This window comes from Mycobacterium sp. NGS19 (assembly GCF_059813155.1).
This window is the reverse complement of the sequence record NZ_JCALEB010000003.1, coordinates 13,883-34,860: the sequence shown is the minus strand read 5'-3', so window position 1 is coordinate 34,860 and position 20,978 is coordinate 13,883. Positions and strand designations below refer to the sequence as shown.

General features: G+C 67.9%; 23 protein-coding genes. 11 read left to right on the top strand and 12 right to left on the bottom strand.

The window, feature by feature from the left end:
* Positions 1-38 precede the first annotated feature (38 nt).
* Positions 39-422, top strand: coding sequence for an OB-fold nucleic acid binding domain-containing protein (locus AC5Y4N_RS09835; protein ID WP_499910535.1), 384 nt, complete (start codon positions 39-41; stop codon positions 420-422).
* A gap of 65 nt (positions 423-487) precedes the next feature.
* Positions 488-1,090, top strand: coding sequence for a DUF3159 domain-containing protein (locus tag AC5Y4N_RS09830; protein WP_499910645.1), 603 nt, complete (start codon positions 488-490; stop codon positions 1,088-1,090).
* Between the two features lie 36 nt (positions 1,091-1,126).
* Here AC5Y4N_RS09830 and AC5Y4N_RS09825 read toward each other — a convergent pair whose 3' ends face one another.
* Both AC5Y4N_RS09825 and AC5Y4N_RS09820 read right to left on the bottom strand, forming a co-directional pair.
* Complete coding sequence (locus tag AC5Y4N_RS09825; RefSeq protein ID WP_499910538.1) at positions 1,127-1,789, bottom strand: potassium channel family protein; 663 nt, start codon at positions 1,787-1,789, stop codon at positions 1,127-1,129.
* Positions 1,786-2,457 (bottom strand): potassium channel family protein, encoded by a 672-nt coding sequence (locus AC5Y4N_RS09820; RefSeq protein ID WP_499910541.1) that lies wholly within the window; start codon positions 2,455-2,457, stop codon positions 1,786-1,788. Before AC5Y4N_RS09820 ends, AC5Y4N_RS09825 begins: the two co-directional genes overlap by 4 nt.
* Positions 2,458-2,556: 99 nt before the next feature.
* Between AC5Y4N_RS09820 and AC5Y4N_RS09815 the strand changes: the two genes are divergently transcribed.
* From AC5Y4N_RS09815 to AC5Y4N_RS09800, 4 genes are read left to right on the top strand one after another with little or no spacing between them, the layout of a single operon-like run.
* Entirely contained in the window at positions 2,557-4,551 is a 1,995-nt protein-coding gene (locus tag AC5Y4N_RS09815) for an APC family permease (protein ID WP_499910543.1), read from the top strand.
* Complete coding sequence (locus AC5Y4N_RS09810; protein WP_499910545.1) at positions 4,548-5,765, top strand: class I SAM-dependent RNA methyltransferase; 1,218 nt, start codon at positions 4,548-4,550, stop codon at positions 5,763-5,765. The genes AC5Y4N_RS09815 and AC5Y4N_RS09810 overlap by 4 nt, the downstream gene beginning before the upstream one ends.
* A gap of 37 nt (positions 5,766-5,802) precedes the next feature.
* Positions 5,803-7,728: a 1-deoxy-D-xylulose-5-phosphate synthase gene (gene dxs / locus AC5Y4N_RS09805; protein WP_499910547.1), complete on the top strand. Its 1,926-nt coding sequence runs from the start codon at positions 5,803-5,805 to the stop codon at positions 7,726-7,728.
* A gap of 21 nt (positions 7,729-7,749) precedes the next feature.
* Positions 7,750-7,929 carry a hypothetical protein gene (locus tag AC5Y4N_RS09800; protein ID WP_499910550.1) on the top strand — a complete coding sequence of 60 codons (180 nt, stop codon included), beginning with the start codon at positions 7,750-7,752 and terminating at the stop codon, positions 7,927-7,929.
* 2 nt (positions 7,930-7,931) lie between these two features.
* Here the strand turns inward: AC5Y4N_RS09800 and AC5Y4N_RS09795 are convergent, their stop codons facing one another.
* Both AC5Y4N_RS09795 and AC5Y4N_RS09790 read right to left on the bottom strand, forming a co-directional pair.
* Positions 7,932-9,119: an HRDC domain-containing protein gene (locus AC5Y4N_RS09795; protein ID WP_499910647.1), complete on the bottom strand. Its 1,188-nt coding sequence runs from the start codon at positions 9,117-9,119 to the stop codon at positions 7,932-7,934.
* A 50-nt stretch (positions 9,120-9,169) separates the two neighbouring features.
* On the bottom strand, positions 9,170-9,751 hold the full coding sequence (locus AC5Y4N_RS09790; RefSeq protein WP_499910552.1) for a DUF3000 domain-containing protein: 582 nt from the start codon (positions 9,749-9,751) through the stop codon (positions 9,170-9,172).
* Positions 9,752-9,825: 74 nt separating this feature from the next.
* Between AC5Y4N_RS09790 and hemE the strand changes: the two genes are divergently transcribed.
* Genes hemE through hemQ form a run of 3 tightly spaced genes read left to right on the top strand, consistent with a single transcriptional unit; the run spans position 9,826 to position 12,912 of the window.
* Complete coding sequence (hemE, locus tag AC5Y4N_RS09785) at positions 9,826-10,875, top strand: uroporphyrinogen decarboxylase (protein ID WP_499910554.1); 1,050 nt, start codon at positions 9,826-9,828, stop codon at positions 10,873-10,875.
* Positions 10,872-12,212, top strand: coding sequence for a protoporphyrinogen oxidase (locus AC5Y4N_RS09780; protein WP_499910556.1), 1,341 nt, complete (start codon positions 10,872-10,874; stop codon positions 12,210-12,212). Before hemE ends, AC5Y4N_RS09780 begins: the two co-directional genes overlap by 4 nt.
* A gap of 4 nt (positions 12,213-12,216) precedes the next feature.
* Complete coding sequence (gene hemQ / locus AC5Y4N_RS09775; protein ID WP_499910558.1) at positions 12,217-12,912, top strand: hydrogen peroxide-dependent heme synthase; 696 nt, start codon at positions 12,217-12,219, stop codon at positions 12,910-12,912.
* Between the two features lie 49 nt (positions 12,913-12,961).
* Here the strand turns inward: hemQ and msrB are convergent, their stop codons facing one another.
* Genes msrB through AC5Y4N_RS09735 form a run of 8 tightly spaced genes read right to left on the bottom strand, consistent with a single transcriptional unit; the run spans position 12,962 to position 19,108 of the window.
* Complete coding sequence (gene msrB / locus AC5Y4N_RS09770) at positions 12,962-13,372, bottom strand: peptide-methionine (R)-S-oxide reductase MsrB (protein ID WP_499910560.1); 411 nt, start codon at positions 13,370-13,372, stop codon at positions 12,962-12,964.
* Positions 13,369-14,643, bottom strand: coding sequence for an arabinofuranan 3-O-arabinosyltransferase (aftC, locus tag AC5Y4N_RS09765; protein ID WP_499910562.1), 1,275 nt, complete (start codon positions 14,641-14,643; stop codon positions 13,369-13,371). The genes msrB and aftC overlap by 4 nt, the downstream gene beginning before the upstream one ends.
* A 31-nt stretch (positions 14,644-14,674) precedes the next feature.
* Positions 14,675-16,246 carry an alpha/beta fold hydrolase gene (locus AC5Y4N_RS09760; RefSeq protein WP_499910649.1) on the bottom strand — a complete coding sequence of 524 codons (1,572 nt, stop codon included), beginning with the start codon at positions 16,244-16,246 and terminating at the stop codon, positions 14,675-14,677.
* Between the two features lie 14 nt (positions 16,247-16,260).
* Positions 16,261-17,034: a pyrimidine reductase family protein gene (locus AC5Y4N_RS09755; protein ID WP_499910564.1), complete on the bottom strand. Its 774-nt coding sequence runs from the start codon at positions 17,032-17,034 to the stop codon at positions 16,261-16,263.
* Positions 17,031-17,597: a GNAT family N-acetyltransferase gene (locus AC5Y4N_RS09750; RefSeq protein ID WP_499910566.1), complete on the bottom strand. Its 567-nt coding sequence runs from the start codon at positions 17,595-17,597 to the stop codon at positions 17,031-17,033. The genes AC5Y4N_RS09755 and AC5Y4N_RS09750 overlap by 4 nt, the downstream gene beginning before the upstream one ends.
* Positions 17,585-18,076 carry a DUF1942 domain-containing protein gene (locus AC5Y4N_RS09745; RefSeq protein ID WP_499910568.1) on the bottom strand — a complete coding sequence of 164 codons (492 nt, stop codon included), beginning with the start codon at positions 18,074-18,076 and terminating at the stop codon, positions 17,585-17,587. The genes AC5Y4N_RS09750 and AC5Y4N_RS09745 overlap by 13 nt, the downstream gene beginning before the upstream one ends.
* Positions 18,077-18,132: 56 nt before the next feature.
* Complete coding sequence (locus tag AC5Y4N_RS09740) at positions 18,133-18,561, bottom strand: TIGR03618 family F420-dependent PPOX class oxidoreductase (protein WP_499910570.1); 429 nt, start codon at positions 18,559-18,561, stop codon at positions 18,133-18,135.
* 10 nt (positions 18,562-18,571) lie between these two features.
* The gene (locus tag AC5Y4N_RS09735) at positions 18,572-19,108 is read right to left on the bottom strand and encodes a Clp protease N-terminal domain-containing protein (protein ID WP_499914333.1); all 537 of its coding nucleotides are present in this window, start codon (positions 19,106-19,108) and stop codon (positions 18,572-18,574) included.
* A 343-nt stretch (positions 19,109-19,451) separates the two neighbouring features.
* Between AC5Y4N_RS09735 and AC5Y4N_RS09730 the strand changes: the two genes are divergently transcribed.
* Positions 19,452-20,414, top strand: a complete 963-nt coding sequence (locus AC5Y4N_RS09730) for an esterase family protein (protein ID WP_499910574.1) — start codon at positions 19,452-19,454, stop codon at positions 20,412-20,414.
* A gap of 259 nt (positions 20,415-20,673) precedes the next feature.
* Positions 20,674-20,934 (top strand): hypothetical protein, encoded by a 261-nt coding sequence (locus tag AC5Y4N_RS09725; RefSeq protein ID WP_499910576.1) that lies wholly within the window; start codon positions 20,674-20,676, stop codon positions 20,932-20,934.
* Positions 20,935-20,978: the final 44 nt, after the last annotated feature.

The window sequence follows — 20,978 nt, the reverse complement described above, 5'->3', positions numbered from 1 at the left end:
GGCAGGATGCAAACACACAGACGTGTCAGGAGCGGGTCATGGCTGTGGCCGATGGCAGGGCCGACGGAATACTGAAACGGCTCACTCGTCGGCTGACCGAAGACCCCGAGCAACTCGACGCCGAAGAGCTCACCGACGAAGCGGCGAGTACCGGCGCCCAGCGGGCGATCGACTGTCAGCGCGGTCAGGAAGTCACCATGGTCGGCACGCTGCGCAGTGTGGAAACCAATGCGAAGGGGTGCGCCGGCGGGGTCAAAGCCGAGCTGTTCGACGGCACCGACGTGGTGACGCTGGTGTGGCTGGGCCAGCGGCGGATCGCGGGCATCGAACCCGGACGCACCCTGCGAGTGCACGGTCGGCTGGGCAAGCTCGAAAACGGATCCAAGGCCATTTACAACCCCCACTACGAAATCCAGCGTTGAGCGACCTCGACCGCGAAATTCGTGTGAAAGAAAAGCGCGACGTTCCGCGGCAGCTGCTGGCCCAGATGGGCGGGGTCAGCGGGCTGGTCTACTCCTCACTGCCGGTGGTGGTTTTCGTCCCGGTGTCAACGGCGTTCGGCCTGATGCCGGCGATCATTTCCGCGCTTGCGGTCGCAGCGTTGATCCTTGTCTGGAGGCTGTTCCGGCGGGAAAGCGTGCAGCCTGCGGTGCAAGGGTTCCTCGGCGTAGCCATCTGCGCGGTGATCGCATATGTGATGGGGGAGAGCAAAAGCTATTTCCTGTTGGGCATTTGGAGCTCGTTGTTCTGGGCCGCGGTGTTCGCGATTTCGGTCGTGGTGCGCCGGCCGATCGTGGGTTACATCTGGAGCGTCATCAAGGAGCACGACTCCAGCTGGCGCAAGGTGCGAAAAGCGGTGTGGGCCTACGACATTGCGACACTGATCTGGGTGGGCGTGTTCTTGTCGCGATTCCTCGTGCAGCATTACCTGTACGACTTGGGCCAGACCAACTGGCTCGGCGTGGCGCGGATCGCGATGGGATGGCCGCTGACGATCCTCGCCGCGCTGTCGATGTATTTCCCGATCCGGATCGCCCAGCGCGCGGTGCACGACGCCGAACAGCGCGAAAGTGACGTTCTGCAGGAATAGGTCGATTAGCAACCGACACAACGTCGCTCTCGACGACTACACCTCTGGCAGCAGCAGCTTGCGCAGTTCGTCTTCGACCTCTGTGGTCGCCACGAACAGCAGCTCGTCACCGCCTTCCAGCGGCTCGTCGGCCTCGGGCACGATCACCCGCGGACCGCGCAGGATGGTCACCAGCGCAGCGTCGCGGGGCAGCTCCAGCTTGCGCACCGGCCTGCCGCCCCACGGGGTGTTGTCGGGCAGGGTGATCTCCACCAGGTTGGCTTGGCCCTGCCGGAATTCCATGAGCCGCACCAGATCTCCGACCGCAACCGCTTCCTCGACGAGTGAGGCCAGCATTCGCGGCGTGGACACGGCGACGTCGACGCCCCACGCGTCGTCGAACAGCCACTCGTTGCGGGGGTCGTTGACCCGCGCGACTACTCGCGGCACCGCGAACTCGGTCTTGGCCAGCAGGCTCACCACCACGTTGGCCTTGTCGTCACCGGTCGCAGCGACGACGACGTCGTACTCCTCCAAGTGCACCGATTCCAGCAGCGACAATTCGCAGGCGTCGCCGAGATGCCAGCGGGCCGCCGGGATTGCGTCGACGTCGATGTGCTCGGGATTGCGCTCCAGCAGCATGATCTCGTGGTCGTTCTCGATGAGCTCGCGAGCGATCGAGCGCCCGACGGCGCCGGCCCCGGCGATGGCGACTTTCATGGACCCAAGTCCTCACTGGGGGGAAGTGCCGCAATGGCCATCGCCTCCGCGATGCGTCCTGCGATCGCCGCGATGTACACCTGATCGCCGGCCTGGATCACGGTTTTCGGCTCGGGCAGCAGACCGCCGCCGAACCGGATCATGAACGCCACCCGCGCGCCCGTCGCCGCCTCCAGGTCGGTGACGCGGTGGCCCACCCAGTCCTCGTGCAGCGCAACCTCGGCCACGCCGACGTTGCCCGACGGGTCGCGCCACTTGGTGGTTTCGGTCTCGCGGGTCAGCACGTTCAGCAGCCGGTCGGTGGTCCACGGCACGGTGGCCACCGTGGGAATGCCCAGCCGCTCGTACACCGCGGCGCGCTTGGCGTCGTAGATGCGGGCGACCACCCGCTGCACGCCGAATGTTTCGCGCGCCACCCGCGCCGAAATGATGTTCGAGTTGTCGCCGGAGGACACCGCCGCAAACGCGCCGGCCTCTTCGATGCCGGACCGCAGCAACACATCGCGGTCGAACCCCATGCCCAGTACCCGCTCGCCGGGGAATTCCGGCGATAGCCGGTGGAACGCCGTGCTGTCGCGGTCGATGATGGCGACGTCGTGGCCGATCCGGGCCAGTCCGTCGGCCAGCGAGGCGCCGACGCGGCCGCATCCCATCACCACGACGCGCAACTTCCGTCCTTTCCGGTGGCTGGGAGCCCCTCCCGCGGCGCGCACAACTGTGGGCACAACGCTACAGCCACCTGCCCGGTGCGAATAGTGTTGGTCCTCGTGTCCAAGCTTTCGACCGCGGCCCGGCGGCTGTTTCTGGGACGGCCGTTCCGCAGTGACAAACTGGCGCACACGCTGCTGCCCAAGCGGATCGCGCTGCCGGTGTTCGCTTCCGATGCGTTGTCGTCGGTGGCGTACGCGCCGGAGGAGATCTTTCTGGTGCTGTCGGTGGCCGGGCTGGCCGCCTACTCGATGGCTCCGTGGATCGGTGTGGCCGTCGCCGCGGTGATGCTCGTGGTGATCGCCAGCTACCGCCAGAACGTGCACGCCTACCCGTCCGGCGGCGGTGACTACGAGGTGGTGACCACCAACCTCGGGCGCACCGCGGGCTTGACCGTCGCCAGTGCACTGCTGGTCGACTATGTGCTGACCGTCGCGGTGTCGATGTCGTCGGCGATGAGCAACATCGGCTCGGCGCTGCCGTTCGTCGCGCAGCACAAAACCGGGTTCGCCGTGGCCGCGATCCTGATCCTGGCGTCGGCGAACCTTCGCGGGATACGGGAATCCGGCACAGCGTTCGCGATCCCCACCTACGCGTTCATGATCGGCATGTACCTGATGCTCGGCTGGGGCTTCTTCCAGCTGTACGTCTTGCAGACGCCGCTGCGCGCCGAGTCGGCCGGCTTCGAGCTGCACGCCGAACACACCGACATCATGGGCTTTGCATTGACGTTCCTTGTAGCACGGGCGTTTTCGTCCGGCTGCGCCGCGCTGACCGGTGTGGAGGCGATCAGCAACGGCGTGCCGGCGTTCCGAAAACCGAAGTCGCGCAATGCCGCAACCACGCTACTGATGCTCGGCCTCATCGCCGTCACGTTGTTCTTGGGGATCATCCTGCTGGCCAAGGCCACCGGCGCCAAAATCGCCGAGCGGCCGCACGAACAGCTGATCGGCGCACCGGCCGACTACCACCAAAAGACGCTGATCGCCCAGCTCGCGGAATCGGTGTTCCACGACTTCCCGCCGGGGCTGTTCTTGATCGCCGGCGTCACCGCGCTGATCTTGGTCCTGGCCGCCAACACCGCGTTCAACGGTTTCCCGGTGCTGGGTTCGATTCTCGCGCAGGACCGCTACCTTCCGCGCCAGCTGCACACCCGCGGCGACCGCCTGGCGTTCTCCAACGGCATCCTGTTCCTGGCGTTCGCCGCGATCGCGTTCGTCGTCGCGTTCCGCGCCGAGGTGACTGCGCTGATCCAGCTCTACATCGTCGGGGTGTTCGTTTCGTTCACGCTGAGCCAGATCGGGATGGTGCTGCACTGGACCCGTTTGTTGCGCGCTGAGGAGGACGCCGCGGAGCGCCGGCGGATGCAGCGCTCCCGGGTGATCAACACCGTCGGGTTTCTGTGCACTGGCACGGTTCTGATCATCGTGGTGCTGACGAAGTTCGTGGCGGGCGCGTGGATCGCGATCCTTGCGATGTCGGGACTCTTCGTACTGATGAAGATGATTCACCGCCATTACGACACGGTGAGTCGCGAACTGGCCGACCAGTTGGAGCAGCAGGGCGACGTGGTGCTGCCCAGCCGCAACCATGCGGTGGTGCTGGTGTCGAATCTGCACTTGCCGACGCTGCGTGCGCTGGCCTACGCGCGGGCCACCCGGCCCGACACGCTGGAGGCGATCACGGTCAACGTCGACGACGACGAGACCCGCGACCTGGTGCACAAGTGGGAAGAAAGCGATATCACGGTGCCGCTCAAGGTGATTGCGTCGCCGTACCGCGAGATCACCCGGCCGGTGATCGACTACGTCAAGCGGCTCAGGCAGGAGTCGCCGCGCACGGTGGTCACCGTGTTCATTCCCGAGTACGTCGTGGGCCACTGGTGGGAACACGTGCTGCACAACCAGAGCGCGCTGCGGCTGAAAGGCCGGTTGCTGTTCGAACCGGGCGTCATGGTGACATCGGTGCCGTGGCAGCTCAGCTCCTCCGAGCGCCTCAAGACGCTGCAGCCGCACAGCGCGCCCGGTGACGCCCGCCGCGGAATCCTCGATTGACCGAACTCACGCTCACTGTCGGCGCGCCCGCCAACGGCGGCAGCTGCGTGGCGCGCCACGAGGGCCGCGTGGTGTTCGTCCGCTACGCGCTGCCGGGCGAAACCGTGCGGGTGCGGATCACCGCCGACAAGCACGCGTACTGGCACGCCGAGGCCGTCGAGGTCGTCGACCCGTCGCCGCACCGGATCGAGTCGCTGTGCCCGGTCGCCGGGCCGCAGGGTGCCGGGTGCTGCGACCTGGCGTTCGCCGATCCCGACGCTGCCCGCGTCCTCAAGGGTCAGGTGGTGGCGAACCAGCTCGAGCATCTCGCCGGCTTGAACCCTGGGCAGCTCGTCGCCGAGCGCGTGGGGATCGGCGAGGCGACGGGCTGGCGCACCCGAGCTCGGCTGGCCGTCGACATGCACGGCCGGGTCGGCTATCACCGCTATCACTCCAACGATCTGGTGACCGCGCCCGACTGCGGACAGTTGCCGCCGCGCATGCTCGACGGCGTCGTCGACCGCACGTTCGAGTCGCGCGCCGAGGTGCATGTGGTGCTCGACGACGACGGGCAGCGGCACGTGGTCAGCGCAGGTCCGTGGGTAGGCCGGGGGCCGCGCGGCCGGGGGTTTCCGCGACCCGACTTCCGCGTGGTGCAGGGCAGCCGCGAATCGGTGCAGCGGGTGGGCGAGCGGACCTGGCTTGTTCCGGTGACCGGTTTTTGGCAGGCCCACCGCGACGCGGCCCGGGTGTACAGCGAACTGCTCGCCGACTGGGCCGACCTGGCTCGGGGGATGACGGCCTGGGATCTGTACGGCGGCGTCGGGCTGTTCGCGGCGGTGCTGGCCGACGGTGTCGGCGAGATCGGCCAGGTGCTGTCCGTCGACATGTCGCGCTCGGCGTCGTCGGCGGCTGCCCGGGCGCTGGCCGACCTGCCGCAGGTGCAGGTGGTCAACGGATCGGTGCGCAAAGTGCTGACCGGCCTGCGTGAGCGGCCCGACGTCGCAGTGCTCGACCCGCCGCGCGCCGGCGCCGCCAAGGAGGTGATCAAGCTGCTGGCCGACAGCGGGGTGGCGCGGGTGATCCACTTCGGCTGTGAAGTTGCCTCGTTCGCCCGCGACGTCGCGCTTTACCGTCAGCATGGGTTTGCTGTGGAGCAGCTGCGGGTGTTCGACGCGTTCCCGCTGACCCACCATGTGGAATGCGTCGCAATCCTTACGGCCGCCTCGTCATAGCAGACTTGCGGCCGGCGTCCGTGCGTACACTGGCGGAATGCTGGAACAGATCCGCGGTCCTGCAGATCTGCAACGTCTCTCGCAAAAGCAGCTCACCGACCTTGCCGACGAGATCCGGCAGTTTCTGATCCACAAGGTCGCTGCCACCGGCGGGCATCTGGGGCCGAACCTCGGGGTGGTGGAGCTGACGCTGGCCCTGCACCGCGTCTTCGATTCGCCGCACGACCCGCTTATCTTCGACACCGGCCATCAGGCGTACGTGCACAAGATGCTGACCGGTCGCGCGCACCGGTTCGACACCCTGCGCAAGAAGGACGGCCTGTCGGGCTATCCGAGCCGGGCCGAAAGCGACCACGACTGGGTGGAGTCCAGCCACGCGTCGTCGGCGCTGTCGTACGCCGACGGGCTGGCGAAGGCCTTTGAGCTGACTGGCCACCGCAACCGCCATGTGGTCGCCGTGGTCGGGGACGGCGCCCTGACCGGCGGGATGTGTTGGGAGGCGTTGAACAACATTGCGGCGGGCGGGCGCCCGATCGTGATCGTGGTCAACGACAACGGGCGCAGCTACGCCCCGACGATCGGCGGGTTCGCCGAGCACCTGGCTCGGCTGCGGCTGCAACCCGGCTACGAGCGGATGCTCGAAGGCGGCCGGCGCGCTGTGCGCGGCATGCCGGTGATCGGCGAGTTGTGCTACCAGGCGCTGCACAGCATGAAGGTGGGCATCAAGGACGCGCTGGCTCCGCAAGTGATGTTCACCGACCTCGGGCTGAAGTACGTCGGGCCGGTCGACGGACACGACGAACACGCCGTCGAGACCGCGTTGCGCAGCGCCCGCGGCTATGGCGGGCCGGTGATCGTGCACGTGGTCACCCGCAAGGGCATGGGATACGCGCCGGCCGAGAACGACGAAGCCGAGCAGATGCACTCCTGCGGGGTCATCGACGTGCACACCGGACTGTCCACCGCGGTGGCCGCGCCGGGCTGGACGTCGACGTTCGCCGACGCACTGGTGGCCTACGGCGCCCAGCGCCGCGACATCGTGGCGATCACCGCTGCGATGCCCGGACCCACCGGATTGTCCAAGTTCGGCGAGCGCTTCCCGGACCGGCTGTTCGACGTCGGGATCGCCGAGCAACATGCGCTGACCTCCGCCGCGGGGCTGGCGATGGGCGGCCTGCATCCCGTGGTGGCGGTTTACTCCACATTCCTGAACCGGGCGTTCGACCAGATCATGATGGACGTCGCGCTGCACAAGCTGCCGGTGACCATGGTGCTGGATCGGGCCGGCATCACCGGCAACGACGGCGCCAGCCACAACGGCACCTGGGATCTGTCGATTCTGGGCATTGTCCCCGGCATGCGGGTGGCCGCGCCCCGTGACGCCGCCCGGCTGCGCGAGGAGCTCGGCGAGGCGTTGGACGTCGACGACGGTCCCACCGCACTGCGCTTCCCCAAAGGCGATGTGGGAGAGGACATTCCAGCGCTCCGTCGAGTCGGCGGTGTCGATGTGCTCGCCGAGCCCGCGGCTGGGTTGTCCGCGGACGTGCTGCTGGTGGCGGTCGGCGCGTTCGCACCGACGGCGCTGTCGGTGGCCGAGCGGCTGCGCAACCAGGGCATCGGCGTCACGGTGGTGGACCCGCGCTGGGTCCTGCCGGTACCCGACGCGATCCGCGAGCTGGCGGTCGGTCACAAGCTCGTCGTCACGATCGAAGACCACGGCGTGTCCGGTGGTGTCGGCTCCGCGGTGTCGGCGGCGCTGCGGCGCGCCGAGGTCGACGTGCCGTGCCGCGATGTCGGTGTGCCGCAACAGTTCCTGGCGCACGCATCGCGCAAGGAGGTGCTCGCCGAGGTGGGGCTCACCGATCAGGACATCGCCCGGCAGATCACCGGCTGGGTGGCCGCGCTGGGGACGACCGACGTCGAGCGCGCCGAAAACCCAAGCGGCGCAGACAAGTTCGAGTAGGGACCTCGCCACGGTCAGGTGATGTCCGCGATCAGTGGGGCAACAGGGCCTGCCTCACTGATCGGATCGGTGTTCTACCACTACGCATACGTCGGCAACATGGAAGGCGATGTGGTTGAACAAGTTTGGGGCTTCTGCCTGACCGCGCTGGGTGATGACCAGCTACCGCGGTTGGCACAAGGTAGGTATCTGTTTGGCTGAGTTCAGGTCAACGCCGCCGCGAGCGCCGGAACGACGAGCTCTCGCTGCCATGGCCGCGCGCCGCCGTCGCGCAGGAACGTGTCGATATCGGCCGCGGTCCCGCCGGGCCAGTCCCAGCACAGCCGCTTCAACAGATCAGGCGACAGCAGGTTCTCGGTCGGCACACCGACCCGCTCGGACAGGGCGCCCAGGCCTTCGCGCGCCGCTTGCAATCGGGCCGCCGCTTCCGGCTTGCGCCGATGCCAGCGAGACACCGGGGGAGGTCCGTTCGGCGGTTCGGAATTCGTCAGCTGCTCAGGGTTTTCCCGGGCCCGGGCGAGCGCCGCGAGCCACACCGATGCGTTGCGCCGCTGGCGCGGGCCGCGGAAGACCGGCAGGGCGGTCAGCTCTGCGACGGTCTTCGGGTCGGCGACCGCGGCCTCGATGATCGCCGAGTCGGGCAGGATCCGGCCGGGGGCGATGTCTCGGCGACGGGCGATCTCGTCGCGCACAGTCCACAGCTCTCGAACCGCGGTCAGCGCCCTCGCATCCCGCACCTTGTGGATGCCCGATGTCCGGCGCCACCGGTCCCGCCGCGGCGGGGCAGGCTCCATCGTCAGCAGGTAGTCGAATTCCTGCTGCGCCCACTGCGTCTTGCCTTGCTCCGCCAGCACCTGCTCGACGGCGTTCTTCAGGTCCAGCAACACCTCGACGTCCAGGGCCGCGTAGTTCAGCAGCGCCGGCGGGAGCGGCCGTTTCGACCAATCGGCGGCGCCGTGACCTTTCGCCAGCCCGAGCCCCAGCAGTCGGCTCACCATGGCGGCAAGGTTCACCCTGTCGTATCCGGCGAGCCGGCCCGCCAGCTCGGTGTCGTAGAGGGCGGGTGGCCGCATGCCCAGCTCGGCCAGACAGGGCAGGTCCTGGTCTGCGGCGTGCAGGACCCAGGTGTCGGTGCTCAGCACCTCCGCGACCGGGCGCAGATTTTCGGTGGGGTCACCGTCGGCTGCGACCGGATCCACCAACACCGTGCCTGCACCAGCGCGCCGAATCTGGATCAGATAGGCCCGGTTGCTGTAGCGGAATCCCGACGCACGTTCTGCGTCGACGGCGAATGGGCCGTGCCCGGACGCCAAAAGCTCAGCGGCAGATGCGATTTCGTCGGCAGACGCGGACAGCTTCGGCACGCCGTCCGATGGGTGAAGCAATGGCATCGGTTCGGGCTCTTCGATGTCCGAGCCCACCCGCTCGGGTTCCGCGACACTCACGCCCGCGAACGCGACCCCAGGTCGGTGACCCCCACCGGCGGCAGCCCCGCCGCATGCTCGAGCACCTCGCAGAACGCCTGCACATGCACGTTGAGCTCCGGCGTGATGGCCGTCCACGAGGCTCGCAGCTCCAGCTGGTGTGCCCGCGGCGGACCCGAGATGTCGCCGTATCGCACCGACGTCGTGGCGGTGACCGTGCCGCCCAGCGCGGTGGCGGCTCCAGCCCGCGCCTCCAGCGCATCCACCAGCCAGCTCCAGGCGACCTCTGGCAACAGGGGGTCGACGGCTTCGCTGGAGTCCAGGTCGGCCTGAATGTAGGCCACCAGGCGCATGGTGCCGTCCCACGCCTCCGCGCCCTCGGGGTCGTAGAGCAGGATCAGCCGTCCGAACGCGTCACCTTCGGACCGCTCCGGCACGATGTCGGTGTCCGGATGCCGCACCTCCGCGCCCAGGGCGTAGCTGAACGGTGCGAGCCGCTGCGGCGGCCGGATGGGGCCGAGCTCGATCTCCCGGCGCACCTCGGCGGCATTCATCGCCGCGACCGCCGCCTGGAACGGAGCCGGTTCGGCAGAGCTCATGACCCTCGACGCTAGTCCATCGCAGGCCGCGGGGTGGCAGGCGCGCCGGATTGCCCATGGCAGCATGGGTGGTGATGAGTACCCGCCGTGACCTGCCCAAGGCGCCGTACCTGGCGGCCGCGACCGGCCGCAAGCCGAGCCGTATCCCGGTGTGGTTCATGCGCCAGGCGGGCCGGTCGCTACCGGAGTACCGCGCAGTGCGGGCCCAGCGCAGCATGCTGGAGGCCTGCTTCGACGCCGAACTGGTCTGCGAGATCACCCTGCAGCCCGTGCGCCGGCACGGGGTGGATGCCGCGATCCTGTTCTCCGACATCGTGGTGCCACTGCGTGCGGCGGGTATCGCATTGGACATCGTGCCCGACGTCGGGCCGGTGATCGAACACCCCGTCCGGACCCTTGCTGATATCAAGGCACTGAAACCGCTTGAGCCGGAACGTGTTTCATCTGTCTCGCGGGCGGTGGGGCTGTTGGTCGATGCGCTGGGTGACGTCCCGCTGATCGGCTTCGCCGGCGCCCCGTTCACGCTGGCGTCCTACCTCGTGGAGGGCGGCCCGAGCCGGCACCACGAGCGCACCAAGGCGATGATGCTCGGTGATCCGCAGAGCTGGCATGCGCTGATGGCGTCCTTGACCGACCTGACCATCGCGTTCCTGCGCGTCCAGGTCGACGCGGGCGTCGACGCGATCCAGGTGTTCGACTCCTGGGCCGGCGCGCTGTCGCTGGCCGACTACACCGAGTACGTATTGCCCCACAGCACAAGGGTTTTCGACGCACTGGCCGCCGCGGGGATTCCGATGACGCACTTCGGCGTGGGCACCGCCGAGCTGCTCGGCGCGATGTCGGCGGCGGGCGCCTCGGTGGTCGGGGTGGACTGGCGCACGTCGCTCACCGACGCCGCGTCCCGTGTGCGTCCCGGGACCGCGTTGCAGGGCAACCTCGACCCGGTGGTGCTGCTGGCCGGCTGGCCGGTGGTCGAGGCGCAGGCTCGCCGCGTGGTCGACGACGGGCGCCGCGCGGTGGACGCCGGGGCGGCGGGGCACATCTTCAACCTCGGCCACGGGGTGCTACCAGATACCGACCCGGGTGTCGTCACCGAACTGGTCACGCTGGTGCACTCTCTGTGACCGTCCTGTATTGCGTTGTGGGAGGCGGTATTTCGGGCCTGTCCGCGGCGTGGACGCTGCGGCGGCTGCTGGGTGAGGACGCCGAGATCACGCTTTTCGAGCCCGCCGACACGCTGGGCGGAACGCTGCGCACCGTTCCGTTCGCGGGACACGCGGTCGACGTGGGAGCCGAGGCGTTCGTCGCGCGGCGTCCGGAAGTGCCTGCGCTGCTGGCCGAGCTCGGGATGGCCGACGCACAGGTCGACACCACCGGGGTTCGCCCGCTGATCTACGCCGGCGGCGGCCTGCACCCGCTACCGGAACGCACCGTCAACGGCATCCCCACCTCGGCGGAGTCCATGGCCGGCCTCGTCGACGACGCCACCGTCGCGCAGATCGCCGCCGAGGCGTCGCGACCATGGCGGTGGACAACCGGCGCCGACGTCTCCGTCGCCGACGTGGTGGCCGATCGGTTCGGCTCGCAGGTGGTAACCAGGTCCGTCGACCCGCTGCTCGCCGGCGTCTATGCCGGCTCGGCGGCCAGCATCGGTCTGCGGTCGGCCGCGCCCGGAGTGGCGTCGGCGCTGGACAACGGCGCAGCCAGCCTGACTGCAGCGGCACGCGCGGCGCTGCCGCCGCCGTCGGGCGGCCCGGTCTTCCGCGCCGTCGAGGGGGGATACCGGCGGCTCGTCGACGAGCTTCGCCGCCGAAGCGGCGCGCGGATAGTGCAGAGCGCCGTGACGTCGCTGCGCTGGGACGCCGACGGCTGGCAGGTCGGTGACGAGCACGCGGACGCGGTGGTACTGGCGGTGCCCGCGCAGCAGGCGGCGGCTCTGCTCGCCGACGTCGCCCCCGACTCCGCGTCGGCTGCTGCCCGCATCCCGGTCGCGTCGTCGGTGGTGCTCGCGTTGGCCCTGCCCGCCGGCACTCAGCTGCCGCAGCGCTCCGGGGTGCTGGTGGCCAGCGGAGAACCGTTGCGCGCCAAGGCGATAACGCTGTCGAGCCGGAAGTGGGGGAGACCCGGCGACGTCGAGCTGCTGCGGCTGAGCTTCGGGCGCTTCGGCGACGACGTCGCCCACACGGCCAGCGACGATCAACTGGTGTCGTGGGCGCTCGACGACCTGGCGGCGTTGTTCGGGATCGCGGTCGACCCCGTCGACGTGCACGTGGCGCGGTGGCTGGACGCGATGCCGCAGTACGGGCCCGGCCACCGCGGTCTGGTCGAGCGGATCCGGGCCGGCTTGCCCGACACGTTGGCGGTGGCGGGCAACTACCTCGACGGCATCGGGGTGCCCGCGTGCATCGCCTCGGGCGCTGCGGCGGCCAACCGGCTCGTCAGGGCGTCCGTGGCACGATAGAGGCATGGCCCGGCTCGACTACGACGAACTCAACAGCACGATCCGCTACCTGATGTTCTCCGCGTTCGCGGTACGTCCGGGCGCCTTGGGCGACGACCGCACGTCCGTCGTCGACGAAACCGCCACGTTCCTCAAGCAGCAGGAGGACAACGGCGTCGTGGTGCGCGGCGTCTACGACGTCGCGGGCATGCGGGCCGATGCGGACTTCATGTTTTGGACGCACGCCGACCGGGTCGAGGCGTTGCAGGCCACCTATTCCGATTTCCGGCGCACCACGGCCCTGGGCCGGGCCAGCACCCCGGTATGGAGCAGCGTGGCGCTGCACCGGCCCGCCGAGTTCAACAAGAGCCACATCCCGGCGTTTCTGGCCGGTGAGGAACCCGGGGCATACGTGTGCGTGTACCCGTTCGTGCGCTCGCTCGAGTGGTATCTGCTGCCCGACGAGGAACGCCGCCGCATGCTCGCTGAGCACGGCATGGCGGCGCGGGCCTACAAAGACGTGCGCGCCAACACCGTGCCGGCGTTCGCGCTGGGCGACTACGAGTGGATTCTTGCGTTCGAGGCGCCGGAGCTGCACCGCATCGTCGACCTGATGCGCGAACTGCGGGCTACCGATGCGCGTCGGCATACGCGTCTGGAGACGCCGTTCTTCACCGGCCCGCGGGTCTCGGTGGAACAGCTCGTCGAGCGCCTGCCTTAAGCGATTTCGGTGCGCTAACCGGCGCTGACCGCCGGTTAGCGCACCGAAATCACGAAGCGGGCTTGAGGCGCAACGCGATCGAGTTGATGCAGTAGCGCTGATCGGTCGGGGTGGGGTAGCCCTCACCGGCGAACACGTGACCCAGATGGCTGTGGCAGTTGGCGCACAGCACCTCGGTGCGCGTCATGCCCAGTGAGGTGTCCGGCCGCAGGATCACGGCGTCGGATCGGGCTGGGTCGAAGAACGACGGCCAGCCGCAATGGGATTCGAACTTCTCGGTGCTGCGGAACAACTCGGCACCGCAGGCCCGGCATTCGTAGACACCTTCGGTTTTGGTGTCGGTGTACTCGCCGGTGAACGGCCGCTCGGTGCCTGCTCGCCGCAGCACCTCGAACTCCTCGGGCGTGAGCCGCTCACGCCATTCCGCGTCTGACAGTTCGAGTTTCGGGCGAGACGTCATGCGTTCACGCTAGCGCGCCGCTCGTCGGCCGTCATCCAAGGCGGGTCGATTCCGAACTGCAGCCGGTTTTCGGCCTTGGCGTCTAGATAGCGGAAGTAGAGCACGCTGAACACCACCACCAGCATCAGCGACCAGCCCCAGGTGACACGCAGATATTCCAGCGCCCTGCCGGTGCTGGGCCAGTACTGAAGCAACCACCTGTCGGCGGACAAGAAGCCGTAGACAGCAAGCCATGCCGGCCAATTGCGGATCACCGAGTTGCGCAATACCACCGTCATCAAGAACGGAAACAGCGTCATCGAGTAGTAGGCCTGACCGAGCGAACCGAGCAGCCATGACGCGATCAGCAGCACACCCGACGAAGTGCAGTACCAGAACAACGGATCGCGGGTGCGGTAGTACTTGTACAGCAGCCACAGCGAGACAACCACCAAGACGCCGAAGATCAACCGCAGCAACAGAATCAGCCATGACGGCAAGCCGTAGTAGATGCCGTTGCCCGCGATCGAGCTGTTGAAGTAGTCCCGAGTGGTGAACAGGATGTACGGCAAGGTCCGCCGGTAGAAGTTCATCGGGTCGGCGACCAACGGGAAGGCCGCGATGTTGAACACCAGCGGCACGGCGATCGCGGTCACCAACGCGCGCCATTGGCGGTTGAGCAGTGGCAACAGCAGCAGCGGCGCCAGCAGCGGTTTGACCACCAGCGACAGCCCGACCGCCACACCGGCCCACCACTGGTGGCTCTCTTTTCCGTCCAGCAGCCACCGGAAGAACAGCACCTCGAGCAGCAGGATGATTCCGTTGATGTTCGCGAAAACCAGTGTGTTGATGACGGCTTCGCTGCAGAACATCGCGGCCAGCAACGCGGGGAACGCGACCGAGGTGACGGAAAACTTGAACAGCCGTACCAGGAGGTATGCCGCCAGCACCATCGCGACGGTGTTGAAGAAGATGAACCAGTAGCGCGAGGCGTCCACCGGCAGATAACCGAACGGCGCCATCAGCAGTGTGCCGCCGGGCGGATACAGGTAGTGCGGGTCGACGTAGTCGAAGTGCTCGTTGTAGATGTCGAGTCCGCGGCGGAAGTTCGACACGGCGCGATAAACCGGCCCGTAGTCGTCGGTGATGTAGCCGTTGGTGGCCAGCACGTAGCTGCGGTGGATCACGAACAGAATTGCCAGCGGCCACAAGATCGTGCGCAACACCGCAGAGGCAGTAGGCGGGGTGGTGCGGGGCCGGAAGACAGCTAGTACCGAGTCTGTAAGCGCCACGAGCGCACCGTACCCGACGCCGATGTCGAGATCAGGCGGGGCAATACGTGTCGGTCGCGGGAAGGTTTCCGCTGTCGAGGTAGCCGACCAGCGGGGGCACCGCGCACGGCGAATAGATGCTGACGCCGTGGCCGATGCCCTGCCACATCACCCGCTTGCTGGCCACGCCGGCGTTGAGCACGGTCGCCGACACCGACGCCACCCCGTCACTGCCCGCGACCGCGTCGTTGAGCCCGCCCATCAGCAGGACGTTCACCTTGAGGTTCTTCGGATCCGGCGGCGCGGTGCCGCTGGGCCAGTTGAGGCACTTGACCAGATCGAGCGCCCCGACGGCGCCGAACTGCGGGTACTCCTTACCCCACTCGACGACAAGTTCGCGGACCCGGTCGGGCGTGGGCCGGTTCAGGGAGTCGCTGCACTGGTTGACGAACTGCCCGTCGGTCTGCCGCGTCGACTGCGCCTGATTGATGAGGTTGTTGAGCTGGTTGACGTCGCCGGAGCGTGCCGACGCCAGCGCGGTCGCCAGCGCGTTCGTCGACGACGCCCGGTCTGCGCGCGGGAACGCCAACGCGGTGCTGATCGCCGACGTGACCGCTGCCGTCGATGCGCCTCCCGGCCCACGGCCGGCGCGGGCCGCCGCGATCAGCGCGTCGACCGCGCCCTTGGGATCCGGCCCGAGCGGGCAGTTCGCGGCCGCACACTGGGCGGCGAACGCGTCAAGCGCGGCCTGCTCGCCTTTGATCTGCTGCTCCTCGGCGCCTTCGGCGTTGATCGCGGGCGGAATCGGCGAGTCCAGGACCAGCCGGGCCACCTTGTCGGGATGCCGGCCGGCGTAGGCCAGCGCCACCTGCGCGCCGTTCCCGATGCCCAGCAGTGCCAGCGTCGGCACGTCCCACGTCGTCCGCAGTCGCTCGATGTCTTCGGCGGCGTGGGAGTTGTCGTAGGCGTTGTCGCCGGGGGAGATGGTGTCGGTGCAGTTGGTGGTGGCGGTCACGACGATCTCGCCGAGCTTGGCGACGGGATCGTCGCCGGATTCGAACTGAGCTTGGTCGTGCATTTCCTGCCGGTCGAACGAGTCGCGGCAGTCCAGCGCACCGGACAGGCCGATCCCGCGACGGTCGATAGCCACGACCGGCCGGCTCTTGAGCACGTCTGTTCCGGCGCGTGTCAGCCACGTCGGCAACTGGACCGACGACGGCAGATCCGATCCGGTGGTGACCACCAGCGGCCCGGCGTCGGGCGGAGTCTGCGCCGAGCGGGCGCGGACCACGCCGATGGTCACGGTTCCGCTGGCGTTGTTGATGGGGTCGAGGTCGGCGTCGAAATTGGCGCAGTCCAACGTCACCCCGACCGGCGGGGCCACGGCCAGCTCGGAAAACAGCCGCGAGCTGCAGTCTTTCCACGCGAGGTCGTTCTTCGGTGCCTCGACCGGCGGCGGGCCGTGCGGGGCGGGCGCGGATGTCGGGCCGGCGTGCGACCCGTGACCTGAGTCGGTGGCGTACCGCGGGTTGGCAGCCAAGCCAGGGGCGCATCCGGCGAGCACGCCGACGGTCGCGACGATCGCCACGGCGCGCCCCGGCCCGGAAAACGGCATGCCGACCAGACTAGCGAGCAGACCTAAAGGGCCCGGCTGTAGCGCAAGTACAGGTAGCCGTCGGCGTCGCTGAGGATCTGCGCGGTGCGCAGCCGGATGTCGACGGAACCCGGTGCGGTCAGCACGCGTGGTGCGCCGCCGCCCACCAGCATTGGCGCGATGGTCAGCGCCAGCTCGTCGAGCAGGCCCAGCGCCACGATGTCGCCCAGCAGCATCGGGCCGCCCTCACACAGCACGCGACGAAGCCCCCGCTCGGCGAGCATGCCCAGAACCGCGGCCGGGTCGACGGTGATCGGGTCCCCAGTCGACGCGTCGAGCACCTCGGCGTTGCCCTGCAGGCGGTCGCGTGTGGCCTCGACAGATGCGGCGGTGGTGAAGATCAGCGGCGGGGTCTCGGTGAGTGTGAACAGGCGGCTGGCCGGATCGAGGGCGCCCGACGCGGTGACCACGGCGATCGGTGGGATCTCGGACTGGCCGCGCGCTTGGCGGGCCTGACGGGAGGCCACGCTCAACTGGACGCCCGAGTAGTTCTCGGCGCGGACGGTGCCGGCTCCCACAAGGATCACGTCGGCGAGCTCGCGCATGATCTTGAACAGCACCCGGTCACCCGCAGCGGCAAGCCCACCGGCGCGCCCGTCGACGGTGGCGCCGCCGTCCACGCTGGCGATCATGTTGGCCCGCACCCAACACCCGCTCAGCTGGTCGGGGTAGGCATAGAGCGCCGGCAGCTCGGCTGCGTCGACGGATGTCATTGAGTCCAGCCGGGTGAACTTGGCGGCGGCGTCGTCGTCGGTCATTGGACCGATTGCAGCACATCGGGCATGGGGCGGACCCGTCGCACCATCACGAAGTCGTGTTCGACAGCACTGCCCAGCTGAAATGTCTTGGTGCCGTTGACCTCGAAGCCGTGTTTCGCATAAAAGCGTTGTGCCCGTTGGTTTTGCTGGTTGACGCCCAGCCAGATGCTTTCGGCGCCCATCGCCGTGGCTGTCTTCAGGGCTGCGGTCATCAACGCGGCCGAGACGCCGGCGCCGTGGCCGTCGGGCAGCACGTACATCTTCGACAGCTCGACGGCGGGCCGGACGGTTACCGAGCGCTGCACGTCCGGCTCGTCCGGTACACCCCGAATCAACATGCAGTAGCCCAGGATTCGGCTGCCGGCGCGGGCGACGAGAACGGCCCGATCGGGATCGGCGAGGTACTCCGCGAACCGCTCGGCGGACAACTGGTTCTCGATGAAAGCCGTGATGTTTCTAGCAGTCGCGCCGGGCGGGCACGCCAGCGGGAACGTGCGGGAGGCGACGGCGGCCAGCTCGTCGATGTCAGCGCGGCAGGCGGTGATGATCTCTAGATGTTCCACTGCGCCAGGTGGACACCGGTCTTCGGGTCGATCAGCACCACATTGGTCACCAGGTCGCGGTAACAGTCCCAGTACACACCGCCGCTGACGGTCGAGCCTTGCGGTGCGTTGAGCAGTGCGTATTGCAGCGCGTCGGGCGCGTCGGTGCTGCGGGGGAGGTAGGCGTCGCCGGTGGGGGTGACGCCCTGAAACGAAAACTTCGGCGCCATCGCGGACTTCGAGGGCACCTCGACCGCGGTGACCGCGACCTGCGCGCGCCAGACCTCCGAGCGGGGCCACCGCGGCGGATAGCCCCATCCGGGCGGAATGTCGGACGGCAGCACACTGCTCACCGTGACGTCGGCGGTGACGGTGCCGTCGGTGACGCGCAGGGTATCGCCGAGGCGACCGATCGGGCCCACGCCCGCAGAGGCGTCAGGTGCGACGGACACGCCGGCGATCAGCATCGCAGCGAACAGTCCGAGCAACCAGCGGCGCATCATGTCCTCCTTAGCTGCCTCGCATGATGTCACACGAAAGCGCCGGAAAACATGGGTTACTCAGCCCAGGGGCCGACGCCACCGGTCTTGGCGATCGTGATGTGAGTGACGAAGCCGGGCGGCGGGTCGTCCATCGGAGGGAACTTCGCGTCCGGGCCGATCATGGTCTTGGCCAGCTCTCGCAACAGTTCGGGCGCCCCACCCTCCTCCACGCGTGCCGTGCCCGTGATCGAAAGGTAGGGCGTCATGGGCCCACTGCGGTCCTCGGAGAGGACGGTAAGCGCAACCCGGTTGTCGCGCTTGATGTTTCGCACCTTGCGGTGCTCGCCCAGATGGGCGGTCACCAACTCGTCGTCGTCCTCGGGTGTGGTGCGCAACGCAACCCAGACCACGCTGACGTGCGGGCTGCCGTCGGGGTTGAGGGTGACCAGGGTGGCGTCGGCGCCGTATCCGATCAGCGCCCGCGCGTGCTCGTCGAGCTTCATGAGCCGGACATTACGCGGGATCGTCAGCAGCTGCGGCTCCCTCAGCGCCGACGAACGCCTGCAATGCGGCGACCACGTCGGCCTCCACGTCGGCTTTGGCTACGCCGAGGCGGTGCAATGGCCCGTCGCCATCCTCTGTCTCCAGCAGTGCCAGCAGGATGTGTTCGGTGCCGATGTAGTTGTGGCCGAGCCGCAGCGCCTCGCGGAATGTGAGCTCGAGAGCCTTGCGTGATGCGCTGCTGAAGGGCACGAGGGCCGGGATGTCGTCTTGTCGCGGCGGCAGCGGTGCCGCGCTACGAAGCGTTGCGACGTCGACACCACGCTCAGCGAGGACGCGCATCGCCAGCGAGTTCTCGTCGGCGGCCAGTGCACGGATGAGGTGCGCCGGAGTGATCTCGGCGTTGCTTGCTTCGCGCGCCTGGTTTTGCGCCGCCACGACCACCGCCCGGGCGCGCGGGGTGAACCGACTGAAGCCCTGCGCCGGGTCCAGCGTCGTCTCGAGTTTGGGCACAAACCTTTTCTGCGCGGCCTGCTTGGACACGCCCATGCTCTTGCCGATCTCGGTCCATGACGCGCCGGACCTGCGCGCTTGGTCGACGAAGTGGCCGATCAGGTGGTCGGCGAGCTCGCCGAGATGCTCGGCGACCAGCACCGCGTCGGTCAGCTGGTCGAGGGCGTCGGCGTGAACTTTCCTGATGGCGTCGATGAGATCGTCGAGACGGACATTGACGAGCTGCGTAGCAGGCATGGCGTCAACCTTAGGTTGACCATGCCACAGCGTCAACTTTTAGTTGACCGTCGGCGCCGCGCAAAAAAGGAATGGTGATTGAGGTCACGCCGGGCGGGTAGTAAGTTCCGGCGAGAGTGGCACTCGGCATTGGAGGTTTGGTATGGGTGAAGGCGAGCTGCGGCCGGTTCGCCGGGCGCGTCGACTGTTGATCGCTGCGGTGGTCGCAGTCTTACTGCCCGGCTTGGCAAGCGTGTTGAGCGCACCGGACGCCAAAGCATTCTCCCGGCCAGGCCTTCCAGTCGAATATCTTCAGGTCCCGTCGCCGTCGATGGGCCGTGACATCAAGGTCGAGTTTCAGCCCGGTGGCTCACACGCGATCTATCTGCTCGACGGCTTGCGAGCCCGCGACGATTGGAACGGCTGGGACATCGAGCTTCCCTCGTTCGAGTGGACGCTGAATTCGGGCTTGGCCACCGTGATGCCGGTCGGCGGCATGTCGAGCTTCTACACCGACTGGTACCAGCCGGCGGTGGGCAACGGCGGGACGTGGACCTACAAGTGGGAGACGTTCCTGACGTCCGAGCTGCCGTCGTGGCTGGCCGCCAACAAGAGCATCAGCCCCACCGGCAATGCGGTGGTGGGTATTTCGATGTCCGGTTCGTCGGCACTGATCCTCGCGGCGTATCACCCGGACAGGTTCATCTATGCCGGATCGCTGTCGGCTCTGCTGGACCCGTCGCAGGCCATGGGGCCGTTTTTGATCGGCATCTCGATGCGCGACTCCGGTGGCTTCAGTGCGGACGCGATGTGGGGTCCGTCCAGCGATCCGGCCTGGGCCCGCAACGACCCGACGGTTCAGATCCCGCGGCTGGTCGACAACAACACGCGGCTGTGGGTGTACGCCGGGAACGGCACGCCGAACGAACTCGGCGGCGCGGACGTACCGGCCAAGGTGCTCGAGAGCATCATCCGGGACAGCAATATCAAGTTCCAGGACAAGTACACCGCCGCCGGTGGGCACAATGCGACGTTCAACTTCCCGCCGAACGGGACGCACAACTGGGCTTACTGGGGAGCGCAGTTGCAGGCGATGATCCCCGATATCAAGGCCACGCTGGGGTAGCCGGAGCGGCGACGGAGGAGCGGTGCTGGCTTCTTAACATCCGCGGTTGCATCCAGGTCGCCTGACGAGGGACCAGACGCAACCAACCTTGTCCGACGTCACATCGACCCTACGGCGCGAAGCTCGCGCTGCACCAAGGCGATTGGTCACCGGGCGAAGGGACTAATGTCTCTAAGCCCACAGCAGAATTTCGCGATCGCAAAATGCGAGAAAGCGTAAATTTGAGTGACCGAGGTCGGGGACGTCGAGGAGGCTTCGGATGAATACAAAGTTGCGCCGCATCGCGGTGTGGATAGTGTCGCTGGCCGCGTTGACGTTGGGACCTCTCGCCGCCACGACAGTCATCAGTCCGGCAGTCAGCTGGGCCTGCGACGGCGGGACGGTTTGGGATCCCGGAGCCAACGCATGCGTGGCACCGGCGCCGCCGCCACCCGCGCCGCCGCCGGTTCCGGTGACCATGTGCATCGGTGCGCCCGTGCCATTCGTTCCGATGAGTTGGTGCTTCCCCGTCGGAGGCTGAGCTCGCCGTTGTAATGAGGTTCACGCGTCGGCTGCGCGTAGGCC